Consider the following 22,954-nt stretch of genomic DNA (forward strand, 5'->3'; position numbering starts at 1 on the left):
TAATTGTAGCGATGTTTTGTTCGTCATTAATGCAATGAATCCGGGCTTGACGCTCAAATACCGCTGCCACGCATCGCTTTCCGCCGGATTCCAACCGCTCGCGGCCTGATGGACGCGTCGACGAAAATTCCTCGCAACAGCACCAACGGCCTACCTTTAGGCTTTGGCAATCTGGCCTGCGCATCCGGCGAATGACGGTAGCATCCGCCACTGCCGAAGAGGCGGATCGGCTTGCGTTGCGGGGCGAGGTTTGCTCCGGCGGTTCGAATCAATGCTGATCTCTGCACGACGGATGGTGATCGATTGCAGGGATGCATTCGTGTGAATCGGGCCTCGCCGAGCCGAGAAACGCCGTCGCAGCTACCGACTCCAGGGCGGCAGAACGGCTATGTTTTGTTCAGTTAAGTCGACGTGACGGCGATCATTGAAATGGGTCATCAGGCGGCTTGATCGCAGCTTAGAGCCCGATCGTGTCGCTCATAAGGGTGCTGCAGGCGGCCGGTAACGGGCTCGCCCGCCACATGCTCATCGAATGCGCCTCGCCCTGTCGGCATCCTGCCCAAGAGCGGAACAAGGAGGCTATACCGGCTCGAGCAGGCACGGCGGTGCAAAGACACAGATCCGCCTGATGGATCGCTAGTGGAAGCAACCCATGGCGCCAACTACGCCAAGGACCGGCGAACGAAATTGGATGAGCTGCCCTTTTTTTCGGTAGGGCGACTACCCCAATTCTTGCCTGTATCCTCCATCTGCAAGAGCGAGACCGTCGCGACTAACGCGCTGCAAGTTGTAAGTGGCGGGTACCAGAAAACGATGTTGGCTCAGATTGTGAGCGATACGGAACTTGCATCGAACAAAGAGCACCAAACTCAAAACCTGCATTCAGATCGAGGCTGCACATGGCATGTTCCGATGATCGTCACTCCCCAAAATACTTTCAGTTGCAGCAATTGGCGCGCCAACGCTGGGATCAGAGAACTTGCGCTGAGGTCGACTATATCAAACCGGCAGCAGCTGCCCATGTAACTTCTGCCCGTTCTCCTGAATAGCTTGATGCGATTTCTGATTACTGCCGAGCCGGCGCATCATGTCGCAATTGCCACAGACATCTGAGTTCGATTGCTCATGCTACGTAACCATCCGGCCAGGTTAGTCGCACCAAATCGGAGCATCTCGCGCCAAGCTGACGGCTCTGTCGAGATATTATGCCCGGGACAAGCCCTTGGCAGGCGCTTTAGTGCCAAAAGATGAAGGAGACGAGAGTGACCACCCAGGACCCAGCCCTTAGAATTCGTGTCCCCGAACATCCTGCTGAGCGGATATTCGTCGAGCGCTGGTCGCCGCGTGGGTTCACCCAGGACTCAATTCCGATAACAATTCTGAACACCTTCTTCGAGGCCGCTCGATGGGCGCCGTCAGCGTTCAACTCCCAGCCATGGCGATTCCTCTATGCCTTGCGCAGCCAGTCAGAATTCCAAACCTTTCTTGCTCCTTTGATCGAATTCAACCAGGGTTGGGCACGCCACGCGGCCGCGCTGATCTATTTGTTGTCCCGCAAGGACTTCACACCGCCCGGAAAGACCAACGCGCAATTTTCACGCACGCATTCCTTTGACAGCGGCGCGGCCTGGGCCAATTTTGCCAACCAGGCGACCGCAGCAGGTTGGGCCGCACACGCCATGAGTGGATTTGACGCGGACAAGGCACGCGACGAACTCAAGGTGCCAAAGACCTTTGCTGTCGAGATCGCGATCGCCGTTGGGCGCAAGGGCGACAGTGCGCACCTGTCACCGACTCTCGCGCAGCGCGAACAGCCGAGCGCGCGTTCTTCTATCGAGGACTTTGTAGCCGGCGGCTTGTTCCCCGATCGATTCAAGCGCTGACGGATGATCGGCACCGCTTGTTAAAGGCCGCTCAGAGCGCCCGACCTAACGACCGCGCTCAACTTGCCATCAAGTGGGACCTGTATTTTGCGGAACGCGATATCCGGGAATCAACCCCTCCGGGACAACGTCGGAGCTATTGCACCTGATAAACATAGCCATTCGGCGCTCGCCGCGAAGAGACGACGGACGACGGCTCTGATCTGGCAGCGGCCCCTCCTTATCTATCTATCGGAAGCGAGATTCCCTCGCGGTCGACGATAGAACCACCGGCCAGCTTCACTTGAATGCCGCAAGCATCTTGCTCGCCCCGCAAATGAATGCAAGCGTTCGATCCTCGCAATGGCCGAGAGCTTGCGATCCCAACTGCCTATCCTGTCACACCAGGTTTAGTGCGACGACTGCGGCACTTCTGCACGGATGTTGCCTACACCTGCCCTCGTGAACCGATTAGCCGGCCGCTTGAGACCCAAATTGTCTCTTAGTGTTTGTCCGGCATATCCGGATCTAAATTTGGCTCGTCGGCGCAACTCGGGCACGACGAGCTCAATGAAATCCTTCAGTCCGCCGGGGAAGGTTTCCGGTATGATGTTAAATCCATCAGCCGCCCGTTGATCGAATCTATCGACCATGACGTTTGCTATCTCGTCTGGCGTACCAACAACCAAGAGTTGGCCTTTGCTGTCAGATATATAGCGGATCAGTTGTCTCCAGGTGAATTTCTCGCGCGCAGCCATTTCGAGGAGCAGCTTCTGTCGGCTCTGAATGAAATTCGTCTGCGGTAACGTCTCGGGGACCAACGAGTCGAGGTCCATTGAACGCAGCTCGGTAACAAACCCCAACAACCGATCGGCTAGTCCGGTTAGAACGTCGATGTGCACATACGAATGCAACCTTTCGAGCTTCTCGGCGGCCTCCTGCTTGGTTCTCCCGACGACCGGTACGATGCCGGGCATGACTTGCACCTGATTGTCCTCGCGTCCGAATGCACGGGCTTTCTCTTTGAGAGCTGCGTAATGTCTTTTGCCATCCTCCAAGTAGGGAGCGGCGCCGAATACGACCTCGCCGAACTCGGCGGCGAATGTTGTCCCGGTCTCGGATGCGCCAGCTTGAACGAACACGGGATAACCTTGCGGCGGCCTTGCAATATTGAGAGGACCGCGCACTGACAAGTGCTCTCCTCGATGGTTGAGCAAATGCAGCTTGCTGGTATCGACAAAAATACCACTTTGCTTGTCGCGAACGAAAGCGTCATCCTCCCACGTGTCCCAAAGACCCTTGACAACTTGTACGAATTCCTTGGCGCGAGCATAGCGCGTGTCATGATCCGGAAGCTGGCTCTCGCCGAAATTTTGCGCTTCGAACTTGTACCCCGAAGTAACGATGTTCCAGCCCGCGCGTCCCCGCGAGAGGTGGTCGAGTGAGGCGAACATGCGTGCTAGATGATAGGGCTGATTGTAGGTCGTTGTCGCTGTCCCGATCAGACCAATTTTGTCTGTCTTCATCGAGAGTGCCGACAGCAGCGTAATTGGCTCGAACGCATCGTTTCGGCTCGACCGCGCGATCGTGGCCTCATCTCGTTCCAGGACGCTTGGGCTATCGGCGAGGAATACGAAATGTAATGCTGCGCTTTCGGCAAGATTTGCCAGATGGGCATAATAGTCGATATCGACGCCACCATTTGCCGGCACGCTCGGATCGCGCCAAGCCCCTTCGTGAACTCCCGCCTGCGTGAGGAACACCCCAAGCTTCATTTCACCATTGCGTCCCATACCGTCCTCCTGCTGACATCCTTGCGGACCATGCTCAGCTGCGCGGTCCTGCAGACTTCGCCGGCGTCACCCTTGCTACAGCAACGGTTGCCGATTCTTTCTCCAATTCGGTCGACATCACAGTGGCGAACCACCGCGGAACAGCCCTCTTGATGATTTGAGAAATGGCGAGCGCATCACACCCGTTGCGCATGCCAGGCTGCAGAGCGGAATCTGAGGTTGACCGGCTGCCGCTTTCGGAAGGTCTCCCCGATCATTTCCAGTATGGAATTCCACAATTGCGAGGAGACCTGACTGGGGATATCATGTCTCCCACGCCAGTAATTGACATACCGCTCCTCGTTCATCGGTATTGCTTGGCTGGTCGCGAGAGAAATGCAGTTCCCGAGGCCAGGAAACTGGTTGAGGAGCGCCTCGTAGGTGCCCATCTGGCCGGTGAGGGTCGTCCGCGACCGTCGTAGAGCCGGAGCCATATCGCGTATAAGATTTTCGATTTCGAGTTGAAAGGGATCGGTCTCAAGATCAGCAAGGACGTGCGCTATTGTGAAGAAACCGCCCGGCCGCAGGATTCGCATGCTTTCACGAAGCGCATCCGCCGCATTCGTCAAATGGAATGACAGGCTGTAGCAAACCCAATCCAGCGACTCGTCGGCAAGAGTCGTGTTTTCTCCCGGTGCATTAATCCACGATATGGCAGGATATGTTGGGCTAAGCCTCTGTCCCACCGCAACCATTTGACTCTCGGGTTCGACCGCGTAGCCGGTAAGACCCATGTCAGCTAACGCATAGGCGATTGCCCCTGTACCTGCGCCGATATCACCAAACACCGGGCTCCCGGTTAGGTGTTTGACCTGGTCGACAAGGACCTGAAGCAGCCTCCGTGAGTAGGGTGGGAACGCCGGATAAAACTCTGCAATTTCGGAAAAGCTTCCAAAAGACGGTCTCTTAGCAGCCTGCATTTTCTGTCTCCACAGCCACTGATTATGAGAGTGAAATGGCTGCGGTCACCCGCATTGCCCAAATTGCCGCTTAGGCATTGCGCCATTGCTTCTGACCTGCAGATCCACTCATGCGAACAAGAACCTATCAGACCGTCATAGCCGACGGTCCCCTCGAGCTCGCTCCATTCCCCCGAGGGGACTCAGACCAGATCATCGATCCACCGATCTCGCCCGAGCCATTGCCCGAAACGTATTGCGCCGCCTCTCACCCACGAGTTGTCGCAGTAGATGTTTTGCGCTCTTGATGGAACCGTCCGACAGCAGCGTGATCGGGTTGCGCTCTTTGCTTCCTACTAGACAAGTGTGTGCGCGTGCCGCGTTCCGGCGCGTGTGAGTGACCGACGAGCAATAGCCAGCGAAATGCTGTAGGCCGGCACGCGTTACGAGCATTATCGTCGACACTATAGCCCCGATCCCTGGCGGGCTCAGGTTGCGGTCCCTGACATGAAGGCCGGCTCGAACAGGCGAGAGGCTGCGCTTCGCTTCGTCATTGCCCAGCATGCCAACTCTCGCTTGTCAGACTACGACCTCGACCGCGTTCAGTTGGCGAAGCGCTTACTTGTCGAGGCCAGCCACCCGGCTCAACATACGAGCGGACGGCCTCGATCATCGCGTGGGCACGCCCCCCCTGCACGTCAACGAGACGGTACATCACCTCGGCGACACCAAGGATACCAAGACAAAGCAATACAACATCTCTCCACACCATTAGCCAGCGCATCGGCTGCCGCCAGGCGGCCTCAACAGTTTGTAATCGATGCCGCATCCTGCACTTCTTTTTTGCAGTTGAACACTGAGCCAACCGGCGCTTTGTCGATGACCGGTCAGCCGGCACTCCTCACGCAGGAGGTGGCATGCTGCAGCACCCAGGCTCAACTACCAGCTTTGGCAGTTGACGGCCCAGATCTTCCCAGTCATGAGCTCTCTCTGAATGCTCGTAGGCCCTACGGCCCGGCGCTGCAGGTTAAAAGATGTTCGGCTACGAAATCCAAGCCCCATGCACGATCGGCCAATGGCGATCAGATTGATTACGATGACTTCGATTCCGGCCATTTCGGCAACCAGTTGTCATCAAGCTCGAACAGGCGAGATCCCTGACTGCGAACGGCATTAGCTGCAATCTTCCTCGTGCCCAGTGCTGTGTATGGGCCCGGCGACCACAACAGCTCAAGCGGACCGCAGCTGTCGCCATTCCTGTTTCTAGTCCTGGTGCTGTTCGCGACGCGTGGCACGAACAGGCGATTTGCCGGATCGCGCTGGAACGTACCCTCGCAATGGTCGCCTGAGCCATACCAACGTTGGCTGACAGGCGGTAACGCTGGTAGTTTGCCACTGAACTGCGGACATTAGCAGGGACGCTCAGGTGCCACATCGGACCATCGTCCACCCACTACTCTCATCGAAGGTGGTACGATTTTTGAATTGCTTTGCTTGGCTGTCATAGATGGCCATCAGCATCGCTTCGCAAAGATCCGCCCTATTGAGGGGAGTAAGACGAGCAAAATGTCACATCTACGACGCGCATTCGCGTTTCGTCGACATTCTTACTCCGTAGCACCATAAGCATCGCCAGGATGAGACGCCAGAACGGCACTCTGCCGTTGGTCACTCGTCCGACAATTAGGAACAATCGCAGCATGACTGCACTTGCCAAACCATTCACCGCCGATATTGTCGAAGCGCTTTCCTTCCCGACGTTTGTACAAGTCACGCACAATCTGATTGCCGCGAAATTCGATCTTATGAAGTTCACGCCGGCGAAATGTATACTTGACACCGCGTTGGCAAGCGGACGACTGCGACCTGGCGGACATGTGATTGAAAGCAGTTCTGGCACCTTTGCCTTGGCTCTGGCTATCCTGTGCTCCTTGTATGATCTTCGCCTCACCCTGGTAACTGGCCCGACCTCTGACGTTGTCCGCTGGCGGCTGGAGAATCTGGGCGCGGCTCTACATACAGTTCACGCCAGCAAGAACTGCGAAGGTGGCATTCAGCAGGCCCGCCTTGAGGTGCTGGCCAGGTTGCGTTCATCGCTTCCCAATACCTTCTGGCCACAACAGTACACAAATCAGCTGAACTCCTCCTCTTACAGACCGATCGCCGAGCGTGTACTGCTGACAAAGCCGAAAATTGATGTAATCGTCGGCACAGTGGGCAGCGGCGGATCCCTGTTTGGAATTGCATCGGTCTTGCAACGCGCGAATCCGGATTTGAAGGTCATCGCTGTCGATCACAATAGAAGCGTGATTTTTGGTGCCCAAGCCAAGCGGATCAGCAAGATGTGCAGGGACACGTTCGAGCAAATTCTGGCGATGGGAGCCGGAATTCCCATGGGCAATGTAAATTTTGAACGTTGCGACGAGGTCCACTGGATCCCAGTGCCGAAAATGGTGCAAAAGGTGCACGATTTCCATCGACACACCGGAATTCTAGTCGGACCATCGAGTGGCGCCGCTCTTACAGTTGCGGAGTGGTTCGCAACTCAGGATCCATCGCATACCGTTTTGACTATTCTACCGGATCACGGCGTCCGTTATGTAGAAACAATGTTTAATCCCGGATGGTTGAACCATTGGAGCGATGACCTCAGTCGTGATTGGGCAAGGCCTAGCGAGATCGCTTCGCTGCAGGATGTAACGGAAGGGTGGTGCCGATTCATGTGGGGGCGACGCAAATACCGAGATGTCGTCGGGGCCGATCCGGCGCCCCGCCATGCCGGGTATAATCCGTAGCGCTCGTTCTAACTGCCCACCTTAGTGTTCAAGTGCGTGCGGACGGTAGACTGGGAGAACTAGTCGCCGCGAAGTTTTAAGGCAGCGCAATAGGTCATCCAGGCTGATTGCTGCGGCGGCCTCCACTCAATTGCAAAGCCGCTGCGGTCTCGACAATGCGACTTTCCATGGCTCAACGTCTTCCCGTTGCATCGGGCCGATCGGGTCCCGACCGCCGCGGCGTTGCGCAGTCCACATTCGCACGCCGGCGCGATGGCAGCTCGCGACGCCAGCGCCACAGCGAGCAGCCGAGAGCTCTATATCTGCGGGCTTCGGCGTTATCGATTGGAAATGATCAGCGCCGCCTCCGGACGTCTCAGCGCTAGTGTCTCCGTCAATCGGAATATTCTAACCCCAGGAACGGCGAGATGAACTAGCTTGCGGCAGAAAACCAGACAGGATGTTCAATGAACGACATCGTTGTCGTGTTTATCACGATGGTGCCCGGACGCTCATTTCAGGGAACTGCCCAGTTAAGCCGTTGATTAGCCTCAAGGGAGCATCTTCTAAGATCCTTTCGTCACAGTGGCACGTCTTTTGAAGTTATGGTCGCAAGGCGCCGCAAGGACGCACGCGCTATTCGCTAATCTCGAACAAGCCGCAATCAACGCAGGTACCGGATCTTGACCATCGGCTGCACACACAACTTTAGCTCGGATCTATGAGATCAACCGCTCCTGCATCAGTTGGCTACGGTGAAGCTATCGGTCACCATGGTGAGCTACTTCAGGGCATATTCGAGGACGAAAATGCTCGTCTGCGCCGTGGTCTGACATCGCTGCCTTGCCGTCATCTTAAGTCAACGGCAACGTTCAAAGCGAGCGACCAAGAGGGGTTGACCGTCTCTCCAGCGTGTCGTGAAAAGTCGAGACGCGCCGCCGAGCTCGCACTCGCGATGTTCGCAAGGAGCCGAGTTGGCGGACATCTGACAATAGCAAGCAATATCCCCGTTGCGCGTGGCATGGGTTCGTCGACGGCCGACGTCCTAGCAAGCATCTCGGCCATTCTTGACTATCTGGACCTCGAAGCACCGCCTGGCCGCGTCATGGAAATCGCGGTGAGAGCGGAGACGGCGTGTGATTCCACATTGTTTTCGCAGCAGGCTGTGCTGTTTGCGCATCGCGAGGGAGTCGTGATAGAGTCTTTTCGCACCTCGCTACCAGCGCTTAACTTCATCAGCGTCGATGCAGCTCCCGACCAAAGCGTCGATACGCTGCTATTTGAACCGGCACGGTACAGTTCTTTCGAGATTGAGCTTTTTCGTCCGCTCCGCAGTCTTATGCGTCGGGCAATCAGGGATTCCGACCTTGAATTGCTTGGCCGAGTTGCGACCGCAAGCGCTCTGATCAATCAGAGATTCCTCCCAAAGCCGCGCCTCGACCACATTCGGGCGATTGGCACTTGCCACGGCGCTCTTGGCGTGCAGGTTGCACACAGTGGCACCGTTGTTGGCTTGCTGTTCGATCCAGCGAGCGACAGAACCACCAGGCACATGGAAAAGGCGATGCACGACCTGCAAAAGTCGGGCTTCGAGCCATCGATCTTCCGGAACTGAACGAGATTTGGGAGCAACGATTGGCTAGCGTGCGCAAGCTCGAGGATTTCGAGAATCCGAGATTCATCAAGTTGAGAGATGGCCTGTATGGTGCCAGTTTCTTTCTTATGAAGCTTCTCCCTGCCCGCTTCATCCTTGAGCGGGCCGCGGAGGAGGGTTTGCTCAGACCAGGGGGGCGAATTTGCGCGTCCTCTTCGGGCAATTTTGGTTTGGCCCTGGCCATGCTTGCCGTGCAGCATGGATACCAGCTTACTCTGGTAAGCGACCCCACCCTCGACCGGCACCTTCATAAGCGCCTCAGCCATCTTGGGGTTCACTTAGACATTGTTCCAAAACCAGCAGCCAGTGGTGGATTTCAGCGCGCGCGGTTGGACAGGCTGACCGCGTGGCAGAAAGAAACGCCCGATAGCTATTGGCCCTTACAGCACGCCAATCCGCACTATCCGATTGCTTACGCGAAATTCGCAGCCGCGCTCATCGACAGGGTCGGAAAGATCGACTGCCTGGTGGGCACCGTCGGCTCAGGTGGTTCCATGTGCGGCACGTGCGAGGCCCTAAGGGCACTGTTCCCCGAACTAAATGCGATTGGTGTTGATACTCTCGGGTCGGTCCTGTTTGGGCAGCCCAGCGGTCGACGATACTTTAGGGGGCTGGGAGGTGACGCTCTATCCTCCAATCTCGATCACAGACACTTTGACGAGGTGCATTGGCTGCCGGCTGCAGACGTCGTTCACGCAACGCATCGGTTGCATCGGGAGCATGGACTATTCATGGGGCCCACCAGCGGGGCTGCATTTAAGGTTGCGGAATGGTGGTCAGAAACGAATCCGGGCAAAACGGTTGTTGCCGTCTTTCCAGACGAGGGCCATTGTCACACTGACAGCACCTACAACGAGGAATGGCTGTCTTCCAGTCTTGGATGGCCGATTTCAGCCCGCCAAGAGCCGCTGGCTGTCGCAGCCCCGACCGACGAACTGAAGGGCTGGTCATGGTATAAATGGGGCAGGCGAGCGCTTGACGAAGTGCTTTCCGGATTGATCGACCATGCTCCAAGACGCACAGTCCACCCTCTCCTCGGTTCGGCAATCTAGGAGCGGGAACCCGTCGGCATGACACCCTGGGCATCGACCAGAGCTATCGAGGACACTCGCGTTGAAGCCGTGAAATTGTCTCACTTCGATGAGGCGGCGGTCAGCCATTTAAGCCTTCGTCCCGAGCAGGAGCAGTTTGTAGATCCGATCGAGCAAGTGTTCTCCGAGTTTCGAAGCAGTCCTGGTCCCGAGCTAAAGCACCCATTCGCGATAGTTGCCCGCAATAGCGTCGTCGGCTTTTTTGTGCTGCGTGAAAAGACGGCAGTACCCGAGTGGGCGCCACCTGGCGTGATTACTCTGCATAGCTTCCGTGTTGGCCCACAATACCAAAACAATGGGTACGGTACCGCAGCAATTCGACTTGCGACTCAATGGATCCTGGCGAAGCGGCCATGCGTTGATCATCTTATGCTTGCGGTAAATGCCCGCAATGCGACAGCCAGGAAGCTCTATTTGAAGTCGGGATTTCGTGACACAGGCGCGACTTACCTCGGCCCGGTCGGTATTCAGAACATCCTTGAATATAAAATGCGCTAGGAAATGAGGAGCCTCCCCCTCTTTTCCGGCTCTCTACAAGAGGCAGAGCAGAGACATCGGATGGCCGTCCCAATTGACAAGGTAGAAGTGGGCTTGGAGCGTGGCGGTTTGAGCGCCTTCGCTGTGGTGTCACCGAGACCGCGCCGCCGTCGACGCGCGCGCTCATTATTTCTCGGGCGCTTGCGTCGACACCCGGAAACCATGCGAGCTGGTGGGCCGACGACAAAGTCTCCCTTCGGGGCTTCCCGTCGTCGGGGACCTTGTCTTGGTTCACCAGGAACACGGAGCACTATCCGAGCTCATCTTCAATTCCGCCGCGACGAGCGCGTCGCGATGACGCTCGCGTCGCGCTCGCTCCCGATCCGTCCGAATCGTCGTCTGAGACGCAGCTCGATCCGTCGGAAGAACACATGAGCCAAAAAGAGCACCTTCGGTTGGTTTGGCAAACTTCTGGAAGCCCATTAATGCAGAAGACGGTCGCCGGTTCGCTGCACGAAACGGTCAGACAAGAACTCGTGCGGCGAGTGATGAAAGGTGAATACAAGGCAGAGGCGCCTTTGCCATCGGTCGCCACATTAGCGGAGGAGTTTGGCGTAAGCGCGATAACGATCAAACGTGCGTTGCGCGACCTTCAATCTACAGGCATCCTGCGTACCGTGCCCGGGCTCGGCACCTTTATACGAGAGAGGCATAGGTTCATTCGCGACGTCAATTTCGGCTTCGTATCATCCAAAGATGGGCAACGATCTGAGCGCGAGCCGCGCATTCAGTTGGCGTCAGTATCTAGAGAGGCCATCCGCCATCCCTCGTTCAGCGAATTCGATGCACCGACTGGAACAATGCTCTGCCTACGAAAGATAATATCGGCCGACGGCATACCCTTGATATTTGACACTTCGTACTTTCCGCTGTCGTTCGACAGCGTATTCGATGAATATGGCGACGAGCTTGCCTGCGAGGCTCTGCACAATTGCGGTGCGAACCAGGAAAAGATAAGTTTGCTTATCGATGCCGCTCCAGCGTCAGAAGAGGCACAACAGGCATTCGGGATCCCTAATGGATATCCGACCCTGCGACGGCTTTATGAACTGACGACCCTAGAGCCTGCCTTTACGGTATTTGGTATTTCCGAATCGCCATTTGACCGGTTGGCGTGCTCGGTACACCTGAACAGAACAGACACGATCCGCTCGCCAATGCAAACGTCTTGAAGCCTACGCTGAGCTTCAAGATTGGTAAATCTAACTCACTGGCCGACGACTGACACGGCACTCGTCGGACATTTGATCGATCACGAAAAACGGGACAGAGGCGATCGCCGTTCGGGAATCGGGATCATCGCCGGCTCAGACGCTTCGAGCATCCGCTGTACGGCGCCAGCGCCAGTATCCACGCTCCGTCCAAGCTGCGTGCGGCAGCGACCACACTCGATCTCAATATTGCTGACCATATGCCGCTCCGCAGCCGAACGGCGCGCTGACCAATCTGTGACCTGGCCCGCAAGTGCGCCCAAGAGGAACCAGAGCTGGCACGGACCCGCGGCAATACGAAGCTGTCGCGCGTTCCGAGGCAAGAAGGACAGCGGCCGTGAGCTGGTCCCTGCAACGCACAACGCCTCCTCACAAGGATCGCGTTCGCAAATCCAAAAACAGCGAATGCAACGGGCCAAAGTACCGATGGTAAAAATCCAAAAACCGTGGTGCTTCCTTGGATCGAGGCGAGATGCCAAGTGATGGGTGAGACGCGGCCGCCCTAGTTCGACCGCATGCGGACAGGCGTAGTGTTCGGAATCTCGATTTGCGGCCGCGTTCAGAGGGCAAATCGTATCATCCTTCCTGATCGTCACGCCGCCGAGCGTCACGTCACGATTCGGACTTCTGTAGCGAAATTTTACCGACCCACGGAGTGGGACGTCTCCTCGACAACGCGCTGAGAGCTCCTTCCTTATCACTCGTCACTGCGGCTCGCACCGCGGAATCGGTCAACGTAGAGGTAGATGGTGTTGGGAGTCGCTTTCGTGTTCTCGCCGGCGCCGAGCGCCAATTCCCCAACGACCCCAGGGGAGCGGCCTTGGCGACCTGCCGCCGGCGGACCGCCGGAAGGCGTGGTCGAGATGATCCTTGATGTCGCTGAACACTACGCTGCCGAACTCACAGCCAACCACCTTTGCGGCTGGCAACAGCGCTCTTCCCTACCGGCGCGAAGCGGTACGACAAAGATCATCGCTCGGCGCACCGCTGAAATCCGTCGGATGCAGGTCGTCTCAGGCCAATCGGGCTCGAGATTGCGGCTTGGTGAAAGTGATGGAACGCAGATTGCTCCCGAAGAATGCGCCCGGTGTGGCAGTCGATCCGGCGATTGATGTCCGATACCCTGCCCGCGCAGCTATTCGTTGCTGCGCACTGAAGTAAACATTTGAATTGACTTACTCTTTTTCCAATCTCTTGAGCCGGGGGCCGGCTCGGCCAAGAGTTGGTCGATCAAGTTACGATGCCACACCAGTCCGACGCTGGCATTGTTTTCATCGTCGAATAGTCTCCCAGAATAAATGCCCATGAACTCCGAGACTAAGATGTTGTCGGCTTGAATGGAGCCATCCCCAAATGCCGCAGGTCCAAAGACCCGCGCGAAAACTGGAGAACCTGACATACCCTTTGAGGTCCGACTATCGATCAGAAACGCCGGTCGCATGTTCCATGGGACGATAATCTCACTTGCGATACTTCCCCGCTTCCAAATGGGAAATGGCACAGGATAGGCATTCGTGCTTTCGGGCAATGCGTGGCCCAAAACAAAAATCTCGCTTCCGGCGAAGTGATATAGCCTTGGGTAGGTATGGTCGTTGACGCAGAACACGTCTCCTCCGGCTAATTTGTCCGTCACGTCGAGCGCCACTACGTCGGCATTCCACTCGTAAGCCATCGGATGCTGAACCCAATACGGCCTGTGAAAATCTTCAAAGAGCGGAAGATTGATGTCTGGCACGGCCATGCTTCGCCAACCCTTCGGTTGGGACGCTCCCATTACGAAATATCGCAATACGATGCGCTCCGGTACCCAATGATTGCCGATAGCTGTTCCGTCCATCATGTTGAGGCCGGTCACCACATGCCAATTCGTGATTAGAAATACCTTCTCTGAACGCCGCCAAAAAAAGCCGGTTGCCTGTCGCGGCATATCGCCTACGCCTTTCAAATCCAAGAAGCACGCCGAGAGCGAAAGAGAGTCAAAGCGAGTAGCATAGTCCGGTAGAGTCATTTGCATTACTGTAAAGTCCTACGTTTCTAGTGTTGGCCCGGCCATCAATACGACGTTAATCGCTTGCTGGACTCCTCGCTTGCGTCAATACAATCAGATGGCGGCGCTTGTCAGGATAGCCCCGCACTTCGCGCATGCCTTGCAACGCAAGTAGCGCTCCCACTCATGGATGGGGTGTCGCCTCGTTCGATGCACGAGGTCGATGGCTACGATCTGATGTATGTCGCAACCGTCAGGTACACGTAACCAGGGTTGCGGATAGGTCGCTATCGTGCGCGCGGCGACTTGACGAGGCCGGCGGTATCGGTCCAACCGCGCTGTACTCCCTCTCCACGCGCCCCATCACGATCTTCAGGGGCGCGATCGGGCGAGGGGTCGACAAAAATCCGCAGCACAATTGCGGAGCAGGCGCATCGCACAGCGATTTCGGCCCCGTCAACATCTGGCGTAATCCGAGGTCGAAGGAACTTGCGCCACTGAACGAGGACCGTGGTGGTCAATCTGTTCAAGCCGAAGCAGGGTGACTACCTGTGGGTTGGTTCGCCTGATTAGGATCGGAGTCATCCCATCTGCGGTGCAGGAACTTCTCCACATCATCGAAACCTCCATGTTTGATGTAGGCGTGAATTCTTGCCAAAATTGACTCTGGCGGAGCCCAACCAGCGTGACCAGACAGAACTCCGATCCAATAACCAAGGTATGGATAGACGTCATCCTGCTCGACCAATTTGCGCTGGATGGCACGTTCAAACTGTTCGATATATATGAAGAAGCCATCGAAGCTATCGAGCATGTGGAGCTGCTGAGCGCTCAGCGGCCCCTTGCGCAATACGCTGTCAATCGCCTTGCTCAGCTCGTCGAAATTGTACAAATAGCGTTCAAATTTTTCGCCGCACTTGTAAGTTATCTCGCGTGGATCGCCTTCGAGCATCCAGCGCGCATGCCTGCAATCCTCGTTCTCGGAGAATTCCTTAAAGAGCTTCGCTACAAATTCGGTCTTTTTCCAATTCTCGGACCGTACATATTGGCCCAGCGCAATCGCAAACACCACGACTGCTCCGAGGGGAGCGGCGGCGCTCAAGCCGTGCAACATATACTTCGACCAGACCCGCGCATCTTGGATGAGTTGATAGATGAAATCCACGTGACCGCCCCCTGCCCTTGCGTCAGTCCCGATCGCCTAGGAGCGTCGTGTGACACCAAGCTAAAAGGCTCTCATCCCGGAAGGGTAAGAGCGTGACGCTCCAATCGTAATGTCGCGCGATGGGGACCGATGCCATACGGGCCCCTCGATGGTAGATCCGGCCGCGCAGGCGATCACCGAAGCCGCCTGCGCCAACAAGCTGGAAGCAAACGGACCGTATCGCCCTCACAATCGTCGCTGCCGGCGCATATCGCCCCCCTTACTGCAATGCGTTGTTCAAGAGCTTCGCAAGACGTGCTCCTGCGACGGCCGCCCGCTCGTTCGCAACCGCCTTCGCCCTTCGCTTGTACGTGTCGGTAATGGTGAACGGCCCACCGCCAACACCGATCGGCGGTTTGTAAACGTCGCTCTTGGCCAGCTCAAAACTTTCCACGATCCAGGTGTGGACGTCCTCATTGGCGGCGCTACCAGCCGGCGCATCATCGATCTTTCGCGCGGCATTGATCGCCGCGCGCGTGCTCGTTCCCGTTCCAAAAAGATTGTCCCAGAAGGCGTGCAGTTCGTCCCTGCACGGCCTTTCGCACAGTTTCACGTCGTTACCGCCACGATCGCCATCCGGCAAGTCCTGGGTGAAACGCGAGGTCGCGTGTAGGGGCTGGTGCACGTCGCCCACCAGGTGAAGCAGCCAGACGAGATCATACGATCTCACGTCATCCGAAGCTTCCGAGGCGAGTGCATCACGAAACGCAATAATCTGAGTCTCGGCATTAGGCTCGGGCCCGTCATGCGTCTGGGTGTCGTCCGGCGAGAACGGGATATCCTTATAATGCCAGTAGCGATGCATCAATTTATCACGGTATCCTATGTTGCGCGCAGAATCCGGATCTGACGGCTTCTCACCGTCATCCGTGTAGTCGTTCTTTTTCTTGATGTCGTCGGCCCATCCGGCGGCCCGGGTAAAGGCGGCCTTGCTTTTCTCGCGGCTAGAAAAGCCCTCAACCCAGTGATCATAATCCGGGTTCAGTCTCAGGAGCTGACTGACTCTAGCCCTGCTTGTGGGCGTCAGCTGATCCCAGGCGATCGCCGCGATCTCCATATGGCCACGGAGATTCCAGGCGGAGGCGTCACCGGAAAAAAAAAACACATTGCAAATGGGATTATCGCTTTGGCCTTCATCGCACTCTCCAAACAAAAAGTGATCGGTTTTACAAAATCGCTGACGATCGGTAGCTGGATGCTGGGCACGCGCGCTCCCGGCTTCGGCCTTGTGGCCGAATACGAATCTAGAAGACTCGCGGCTTGAGATGGCGCAGTCCAGCCAAAGGTTGTATAAGACGCTATATTCGCTCAGCGCCAAAAAATTACAACCACAGATTTTTTTCATGAGGCCCTTATGCCCCACGCCTCGACGTCGAATATCGCCGCATGTGGTCTCCCCTTAGTACGTTACGTACATTTCCTAACTGGCACGTTGCTGGCCTTGGCAGCTGCCCTCCTGCTCGGTCTGTTTGCGCCAGACACGGCCATCGCCGACGACACCTGGCCGGTTCACGGGTTGGTACAAGGCAACAACGGCAAGAAATCAAAAAACGTGAGCGGCATCGCATGCAGCAATCTGCATGGCTTTCGGCGCGCCTGCCTCGTTATCAACGACGACGCGCAGCCGGCCCAGTTCGTGACGTTGGAGGACGGCGCGATCCATGCTGGCGAGATGATGCCGCTAATCGATAACCGCTTCGAGGGTCAGGCACTCGAGCTCGACAGCGAGGGCGTCGCCTACGCCGAGGAGTTCTTTTACGTGATCGGTTCGCACCGTCGTCCCCGCGACAGTGAACACAATCTCGGCAAGAAAGAAACTGTGGCGCGGATAGCGGCAAGCAGCCAGATCGTACGCTTCCGCGCGAAGGCAGCCATGATTTGTCTGTCGTCGAGAGGCAGGCAGAACTTCGCGCAATCATCGCGCAGGAACCGACACTCTCCAACTATCTCGATCGCAGGTTAGAGGACAATGGGCGGACCATCGAAGGCGTCGCAGTCCGGCACGGACAGATCCTCGTGGGGTTCCGCGGGCCTTCATTGGCAAATGGTCGCGCCGCCGTCCGTTCAGTTGCCGTTGATGCCATATTTGGCGATGCGGCCGCCAGTGCTCATTTTTACCGCTTGCCTCTGGGAGGAGGCCGGGGGGTCCGTGACCTCGCCACCTTCGGCGGTGGCGTCCTGGTGCTCGCGAGGCCGACCACAAGCGATCCCGGGCGGTACGCGATCGGTTGGTGGGACGGCGAGAGCGACGACGCAAGGCTTCTCAAGGATCTTGCGGGCGTCGTGGGAAAGGAGAGAACGCGCAAAGCCGAAGCCCTTCTGCTGCTGGATGAGGGCCCGTCCGGTCTGCGCGTCCTCATCCTGTTCGATGGCGAAAAAGAAGGAGCGCCGGTCGCGCTGACGATCCCGAGAACCTGACCTTTGCCGCCAAAGATCCCGCGGCACGAACCGGTGAGAAATTGTGACAGCCTCGACAGTCGCAACCCACCCACCCCCTTTCCCGAAGACGGAGGAGCGAATGACCGACACCAACCGGACGTGCTTTATGAAGGGACAGGGCGCTCAGCCGCGGCGCGACCGCTCGCAATTGCCTCCACGTAAAATGGCAACATTGATTATTGTTCTCACGATGCTGTTCTTCCTCGCCGCGGCTCATAACGCCGCGGCCCAACCACAGAAACCACAACCAGAAAGACCCCTCGTCTTTGTCCCAGGCATCCTGGGCTCGCGGCTAGTCGATGATAACGGCACGGTTATTTGGGGTGACCGCAACTCATATCTGAATTTTCCAAAGCTCGAAATAGCGCCTTCAGGTCCCGTAACCGCGCTGCACTCTGACGGCCGTCTCGTCGAAAGCATCAACGTTCTTGGTCCGTTTTGGACCATCCATCAATACGATACGCTCCTCCACTATCTGCATAGTCTCGGCTATATCGATAATGAGACGCTATTCGTTTTTGCCTATGATTGGAGGCTAAGCAATTTCGAAACGGCCAAGCAGCTCCAGACATTTGTCGATGATCCTAAGCGCGGCCGCCTGCAGAACGGCCAATTCGACCTTTTGTCCCACAGCATGGGAGGCATCGTCTCGAAGCTTTGGATGGTGAAAGAAGGTGGCGCCGCGCGCGTCCACAAAGCGATCTATATGGGCACTCCCTTTCAAGGCAGTATGAACGCTTTTGAGACCCTATCGGACGGTTGGGGCGACTTCACCAACTTTATTGCGGGCGGACTTCCAACCGTGCGGCGCGTCGCCCTTTCATTTCCGGCACTCTACGAACTCTTGCCAACATACGACAAGTGCTGCCGTCTAGGGTCGCCTGAGAAATACACTCCCCTGGACGTTCTCGATGTGGCGACGTGGCGCCAACGGGATTGGCTGCCCTCGGAATATCGCGCGAACGGTCCACGCGGCGCTGCCTTCGAGCGAGGCCTATCGGAGGCCAGGCGCGTCGGAGAACTGATGCGCCAGCCGATTCCAGGTGTTGCGCAGGTCATGATAGCGGGCGACTATTTTGATACCGGTCTCTACCTGTACGTTCCCACGAACAGGCAAAGCTGGCGGGACTGGAATTTTCGCCGCAGCAAAGGCGACGGCACTGTTCCCGTTTGGAGTGCTGCAAATAATTTCTCTTCTATCGAAGGAACGGAGCCTTCGTTCCAACAGCATGCAACGATCTTCGCGGACAAGTATCTGCAAAACAAGCTCGAGCGCGAACTGCTGAACACCGCTCCCCCACCGGTAAAGCACGACGTACTAGGCGAGATCGATACTCCGAAACATGAAAAGCGCAGGCTCGATCTTGCCCGTGCCGATCTCAGTCCGCGAATAGCCGAACCGGGCGCGAATGCGACTGTGACAGTCGCCTTTGAATTTGAAACGGGCGTAACGCGGGGGGATGTTCAGCCTACCGCACAATTGCTCCAGCGTGGAGCCGCAGACGCTCCAATAACGCTTGTGGAAACCACCACAGATGCTGATCTTGCCGTGCGCCGCCTGACATTTGCGGGATCCCTCGTGGCGCCGGCAGTTGAGGATACGTATCGCATCGACATCAACGTCGCCGGTCAGGGAGACCACGCGGTGTTTCTGACGGTGCTTTCGGCCGGACGGAGGCAGCCGTGACCAAACTCTTGGCAGTGTGGGGCGTGCTCGCAGCTATTTTCTGCGTCACGGCCGCTCGCGGCGCCGATCAGCGCAGCGCCGTCTGGGAGAAAAACAAGCTTGCGATCGTCCGCATCAAAGTGACCGGCCGCAATCCGCAGGGCGAAGCCGTTCCTGCACGATACGGCGTTGGCGTGGTGGTTCGATCAAGGGGAGAGATTATCACTGCGGCACAGATGATCGGCCAAGATAGCGAATGGAATCAGATTCCCAGCGGGCTTGACCGGCAGATAGAAATATCCGGGCTCGATACGTTTCGGATCATCAAGCCGCTGGGAAATGCCTCGGCGCGGCTGATCCCCTCGCTCAACGTCGCTATCCTCACGATTACGGCTGAGGGCCTTTCTACAGCTCGTGTCGCCGAATATGCGCCGGACGAACTGGCCACTTTCGTTACGATCGCTTGGGAGCCGCAGAACAGCATTCCGGAGGCCGTCTCGACAGATGGCGTACCGACGGACAGAGGGAGGGACGGAGACGTTTTAACAGTACGCTTTCCAGCGATCGACGGTTACTTCGGCGCTGGCGTGTTCGACGCTGAAAGCAACCTGGTGGGTATCGTCTACAAACGAAGGGATGCCTCAAGGCTGCTCGCCGTGCCTAGCTATTTATTCAACCAATTCCTGTCTCCTGACGGGAGCGCCGGCAGGCGCGCGGGTGACACCGTTTTGACAGCCTTTTTGAACGTGAAGTTCTCGACGCCGACTTCTGATAGTCCAGACGCGATGTTGAAATCATTCAATCTGAACGTCACAAACGAGGAGAACCAGCCGGTGTTTCTCGATCCTTCCCTACGCTGCCTGGGCACTGATCTCTCAAAAGAAAGCACACTGGAGCCCCTCATGGTCCGGTTCAAAAGCAACGAAGTGACCCGCATTTCGTCGAAAGACACCGCAAGCATTGTGTTCGAATATAGCGATACATCCCCCGTCGTCCTGAAGGGTGCGGCCGAGGCAAGACGTTTCTGGACAGTCGACGGCAGCAAAACGGTGCCGCAGTTCTCGTGCATTTATGCGTACACCGTCGGCGGCAAGCTTCGGCTTGGCGCAACGGCGCCCGCCTTGTTTGTGCGTCACGTCGTTCCGTAGGTCCGCCTAGCGCACCAGCGATAGCGATATTGACGATCGACATTGTCACATTTGAGGAAAGAAACATCGCATGCTGTCAAGGACATCTTACACGGCTTTTGTAGTTGCGATCGCTCTGAGCGCCCCTGCAACCGCACAAAGTATCGATCGGAGCTCGGTGTGGGCTGCGAACAAGCAGGCCGTCGTCAAGATCAATGTAACGGGACGTAACCCGGCGGGCGCAAGCGTGCCCATGCGCAAGGGCTCTGGCGTTATTGTCCGTCCTAACGGAGTAATTGTGACGGCGTTGCATGTGATCGGCGATGACGCAGAATGGTCTGAAACGCCCGATGGGAGAGACCGCCGGATTGAGATTATCGGGCTTGATGGCAATGGGATTGAGCACAGTCTCGGGACGGCCTCGGCCAGAGCAGTGCCTGCCTACGACTTGGCAATCCTGACGATCACGGCCTCAAACTTGCTTGCGGCAACCGTTGCGGATACCCCGCCTGCGGAGCTCTCAAGCGTTGTTGCGATCATTTGGGATCCCGGGTCTCATCAGCCCGAGCCTGTCAGCGCGGACCTCGTCCCGACCGACGCATCGCGCTTTCGAGACAACCTGACGCTTCGCCTCGCCGTAGTTGAAGGCCACAGTGGATCCGGTGTTTTCAATGCCGACAACAAGCTGATCGGAATAATAACTAACCAACTCGACGCCAACCGGGCGCTTGCCGCGCCCGTCTTCGCGTTCAACCACCTTTTGCCGCCTCCGCAGCGAGCTCGGCCGACTGAGCAGGATGTCGCGCAATGCGAAGCGGACGCGCGTAAGACACGCGTCGATCGGGAGGCATTTAGCGTGTCCGATGGCGTCCGCTGTCAGAATATGGGAGATAACCAGCAAGGGACCGTGCAGTACAACGCACCGCCCGGCTATTCCATCGTCGGCCAGGTGCAAAGGGTCGATGAGACCAATTACGGATCTGTCGGGCCGCTTCGATATACACGTGATGGCGGGCGCGTCAGCTCGGTTTCGGCGGATGTTAGTTGTTCGACTCCCAACCGTCCCTTCGGACCGGGTGGATGGTCGAACGCCACCTTGAACGGCTTTATTGAGAGAAGCTTAGCTCAAGACGAACTGGCGGAAATCCGGCGGACTTGCCTCGCCCAATGAGCCCCAGCCATATCCGAGCGCCAAATTCCCGCCGCCGTGCAGAAAACGCACAGAAGCAGCCATACAGAGCTTGCACCGAACTCGACAGCACCCTCAAACGCGTAAGTGACTGGACTGCGAGGATTCCAGTTCGGCAGGATCTCGTGTCTAAAGCATGATCCGGAAAAGTGCGAAGCGGTTTTCCGAAAAGATCATGCTTAGTCAAAAAGCTAAAGCCCGATGACGATTCGACCTGATCACATCGCGCTTTAGTCGCACGTGCTCTTCCGTCAGCTCGAGCAGCGTGTACGTGAAGGAGCGCCTGCGCGTCGTTCCGAACGAGTGAAAACTGTTTTGGCTGAGGCCAGACGTCGAACGAACGATACTGGGATTGAATGAAAGCTTGCGGGCGGCGAAGAAGCGTGCGGCCCGCTGACGAGTTTGCATCTCGGCCAGGTGAAACACTGGATGCGGGACATATGAAGCATCTTGCAGCGGGATTGCGCGAACCTTGAACGATGCCGGAATCACGTCGGCGTTGGGCGGAAGTTCTCTACGCAGAGCGTCAAGAACTATCCGACCCACAGTTAACATTTTTGGGGTCTCGATAGCTCACCGGCACTCAGAAACAATTTTGATAGTTAAAGCACGTTGACCGCATAGTCCAAGGTCAAGCATTCACTCGAATTTAAACCGGTGCGAAAACATCTCATAATGGAGAACCTGTCAGGTCCCCTGTAGCCCTTTGAAGCAACGTATTGCCAGGAGCGCCCGTACTTCGTCAACTCGCCATGAACCGGACGATCCTTGATAAACAGGTCAACCACGCCGTTTACTGCATCAAACCATCTCTGGCACGCACCATCACGCTGCAACCGGACTTCAAAATGAAATGGCTTGATCGTATTGGTTACAGCGCAAAACCGACCCTCTGTGCGGCCCAACGTTTTTCTTGCTTCGGCAACGTCATCAGGTCCGAGTTTAGCTGCATCCTCATCGTTAAACGGATCGAGGTCTGGTCCTCCGACGCCACAGTAGTGCCCTGCACAAGGCGATTGGTCAAGTCGAGCTATTTTTCCGTTGCGCTTGACGCCTGTCGTTCTTGAGGCGTGTTTCTGCTCTGACGTTTCATCATTCTTCGAGCCGAGCAATGCGAAAAAAAAGATCACAAGGGCGATTATCAAAATGCTACCCAATCCGCAGAGGACAATAGGCGAGCCGTCTTCCTTCCAAACCTTCCAAGCCGTAGCGCCATACTTCGCATATACCAAGCGAACGAATGTCGCCAAGATGCAAACGATGATAACTTCCGCGACGAGCGGGGCACCCAACTTCCCGATTGCGTCCCGGATAATGCTCAAGACTTTAATCGCCCGGTCAAGAGTGACCCACAGTTCGTTAAGCCAAACCCACATCGCTCCCTCAACGACAATAGATTCCAGTAACGGCCCCGCCCCTCCTTTTAGAAAGCACAAGGAGAAGTTGTCAATGTACTTCACTCCGTCAGCTTCGGTGCGCTTA

General features: G+C 56.7%; 18 protein-coding genes. 11 read left to right on the top strand and 7 right to left on the bottom strand.

The window, feature by feature from the left end; translation table 11 throughout:
- Positions 1–1,262: 1,262 nt before the first annotated feature.
- Positions 1,263–1,883, top strand: a complete 621-nt coding sequence (locus XH92_RS36605; protein WP_246787937.1) for a nitroreductase family protein — start codon at positions 1,263–1,265, stop codon at positions 1,881–1,883.
- A 389-nt stretch (positions 1,884–2,272) separates the two neighbouring features.
- On the opposite strand, the gene XH92_RS36610 is transcribed toward XH92_RS36605, so the two are convergent.
- Both XH92_RS36610 and XH92_RS36615 read right to left on the bottom strand, forming a co-directional pair.
- Positions 2,273–3,655, bottom strand: coding sequence for an LLM class flavin-dependent oxidoreductase (locus XH92_RS36610; RefSeq protein ID WP_194456406.1), 1,383 nt, complete (start codon positions 3,653–3,655; stop codon positions 2,273–2,275).
- A 176-nt stretch (positions 3,656–3,831) separates the two neighbouring features.
- On the bottom strand, positions 3,832–4,614 hold the full coding sequence (locus XH92_RS36615; protein ID WP_194456407.1) for a class I SAM-dependent methyltransferase: 783 nt from the start codon (positions 4,612–4,614) through the stop codon (positions 3,832–3,834).
- Between the two features lie 1,679 nt (positions 4,615–6,293).
- On the opposite strand from XH92_RS36615, the gene XH92_RS36620 reads away from it, so the two are divergent.
- From XH92_RS36620 to XH92_RS36640, 5 genes are all read left to right on the top strand, one after another.
- Positions 6,294–7,388 carry a pyridoxal-phosphate dependent enzyme gene (locus XH92_RS36620; protein WP_194456408.1) on the top strand — a complete coding sequence of 365 codons (1,095 nt, stop codon included), beginning with the start codon at positions 6,294–6,296 and terminating at the stop codon, positions 7,386–7,388.
- A gap of 1,000 nt (positions 7,389–8,388) precedes the next feature.
- Positions 8,389–8,982, top strand: a complete 594-nt coding sequence (locus tag XH92_RS36625; protein WP_246787939.1) for a hypothetical protein — start codon at positions 8,389–8,391, stop codon at positions 8,980–8,982.
- A 29-nt stretch (positions 8,983–9,011) separates the two neighbouring features.
- Positions 9,012–10,073: a pyridoxal-phosphate dependent enzyme gene (locus XH92_RS36630; protein ID WP_194456410.1), complete on the top strand. Its 1,062-nt coding sequence runs from the start codon at positions 9,012–9,014 to the stop codon at positions 10,071–10,073.
- Positions 10,074–10,091: 18 nt separating this feature from the next.
- The gene (locus XH92_RS36635) at positions 10,092–10,610 is read left to right on the top strand and encodes a GNAT family N-acetyltransferase (protein WP_194456411.1); all 519 of its coding nucleotides are present in this window, start codon (positions 10,092–10,094) and stop codon (positions 10,608–10,610) included.
- A gap of 410 nt (positions 10,611–11,020) precedes the next feature.
- Positions 11,021–11,821: a GntR family transcriptional regulator gene (locus tag XH92_RS36640; protein ID WP_194456412.1), complete on the top strand. Its 801-nt coding sequence runs from the start codon at positions 11,021–11,023 to the stop codon at positions 11,819–11,821.
- Positions 11,822–12,995: 1,174 nt separating this feature from the next.
- Here XH92_RS36640 and XH92_RS36645 read toward each other — a convergent pair.
- The 3 genes from XH92_RS36645 to XH92_RS36655 form a co-directional block, all read right to left on the bottom strand.
- The gene (locus XH92_RS36645; RefSeq protein ID WP_194456413.1) at positions 12,996–13,811 is read right to left on the bottom strand and encodes a hypothetical protein; all 816 of its coding nucleotides are present in this window, start codon (positions 13,809–13,811) and stop codon (positions 12,996–12,998) included.
- Between the two features lie 562 nt (positions 13,812–14,373).
- Positions 14,374–15,012, bottom strand: a complete 639-nt coding sequence (locus XH92_RS36650; RefSeq protein WP_194456414.1) for a hypothetical protein — start codon at positions 15,010–15,012, stop codon at positions 14,374–14,376.
- 259 nt (positions 15,013–15,271) lie between these two features.
- Positions 15,272–16,396, bottom strand: coding sequence for a S1/P1 nuclease (locus tag XH92_RS36655; RefSeq protein WP_194456415.1), 1,125 nt, complete (start codon positions 16,394–16,396; stop codon positions 15,272–15,274).
- A 96-nt stretch (positions 16,397–16,492) separates the two neighbouring features.
- Between XH92_RS36655 and XH92_RS36660 the strand changes: the two genes are divergently transcribed.
- The 5 genes from XH92_RS36660 to XH92_RS36680 all read left to right on the top strand — a co-directional run bounded on the left by XH92_RS36660 (position 16,493) and on the right by XH92_RS36680 (position 21,454).
- The gene (locus XH92_RS36660; protein ID WP_194456416.1) at positions 16,493–17,014 is read left to right on the top strand and encodes a DUF3616 domain-containing protein; all 522 of its coding nucleotides are present in this window, start codon (positions 16,493–16,495) and stop codon (positions 17,012–17,014) included.
- Positions 16,930–17,469: a DUF3616 domain-containing protein gene (locus tag XH92_RS36665; RefSeq protein ID WP_194456417.1), complete on the top strand. Its 540-nt coding sequence runs from the start codon at positions 16,930–16,932 to the stop codon at positions 17,467–17,469. The genes XH92_RS36660 and XH92_RS36665 overlap by 85 nt, the downstream gene beginning before the upstream one ends.
- A 100-nt stretch (positions 17,470–17,569) precedes the next feature.
- Entirely contained in the window at positions 17,570–19,177 is a 1,608-nt protein-coding gene (locus XH92_RS36670; RefSeq protein WP_194456418.1) for a hypothetical protein, read from the top strand.
- A complete protein-coding gene (locus XH92_RS36675) occupies positions 19,174–20,304 on the top strand; it encodes a trypsin-like peptidase domain-containing protein (protein ID WP_194456419.1) in 1,131 nt (376 codons plus the stop codon). Before XH92_RS36670 ends, XH92_RS36675 begins: the two co-directional genes overlap by 4 nt.
- A gap of 70 nt (positions 20,305–20,374) precedes the next feature.
- Entirely contained in the window at positions 20,375–21,454 is a 1,080-nt protein-coding gene (locus tag XH92_RS36680) for a serine protease (RefSeq protein WP_194456420.1), read from the top strand.
- Positions 21,455–21,655: 201 nt separating this feature from the next.
- Here the strand turns inward: XH92_RS36680 and XH92_RS36685 are convergent, their stop codons facing one another.
- Positions 21,656–22,027 (bottom strand): hypothetical protein, encoded by a 372-nt coding sequence (locus tag XH92_RS36685; RefSeq protein WP_194456421.1) that lies wholly within the window; start codon positions 22,025–22,027, stop codon positions 21,656–21,658.
- 47 nt (positions 22,028–22,074) lie between these two features.
- Positions 22,075–22,932, bottom strand: a complete 858-nt coding sequence (locus XH92_RS36690; RefSeq protein ID WP_194456422.1) for a hypothetical protein — start codon at positions 22,930–22,932, stop codon at positions 22,075–22,077.
- Positions 22,933–22,954 lie beyond the last annotated feature (22 nt).

It is taken from the genome of Bradyrhizobium sp. CCBAU 53421 (assembly GCF_015291625.1).
GTDB lineage: Bacteria > Pseudomonadota > Alphaproteobacteria > Rhizobiales > Xanthobacteraceae > Bradyrhizobium.

Excerpts from the sequence above, each read along its gene's own strand:
- XH92_RS36670 (WP_194456418.1), top strand. The coding sequence starts at position 17,570 with ATGACCGACACCAACCGGACGTGCTTTATGAAGGGACAGGGCGCTCAG.
- XH92_RS36615 (WP_194456407.1), bottom strand. The coding sequence starts at position 4,614 with ATGCAGGCTGCTAAGAGACCGTCTTTTGGAAGCTTTTCCGAAATTGCA.
- XH92_RS36610 (WP_194456406.1), bottom strand. The coding sequence starts at position 3,655 with ATGGGACGCAATGGTGAAATGAAGCTTGGGGTGTTCCTCACGCAGGCG.
- XH92_RS36680 (WP_194456420.1), top strand. The coding sequence starts at position 20,375 with ATGCTGTCAAGGACATCTTACACGGCTTTTGTAGTTGCGATCGCTCTG.
- XH92_RS36635 (WP_194456411.1), top strand. The coding sequence starts at position 10,092 with ATGACACCCTGGGCATCGACCAGAGCTATCGAGGACACTCGCGTTGAA.
- XH92_RS36625 (WP_246787939.1), top strand. The coding sequence starts at position 8,389 with ATGGGTTCGTCGACGGCCGACGTCCTAGCAAGCATCTCGGCCATTCTT.
- XH92_RS36620 (WP_194456408.1), top strand. The coding sequence starts at position 6,294 with ATGACTGCACTTGCCAAACCATTCACCGCCGATATTGTCGAAGCGCTT.
- XH92_RS36655 (WP_194456415.1), bottom strand. The coding sequence starts at position 16,396 with ATGAAAAAAATCTGTGGTTGTAATTTTTTGGCGCTGAGCGAATATAGC.
- XH92_RS36640 (WP_194456412.1), top strand. The coding sequence starts at position 11,021 with ATGAGCCAAAAAGAGCACCTTCGGTTGGTTTGGCAAACTTCTGGAAGC.
- XH92_RS36685 (WP_194456421.1), bottom strand. The coding sequence starts at position 22,027 with ATGTTAACTGTGGGTCGGATAGTTCTTGACGCTCTGCGTAGAGAACTT.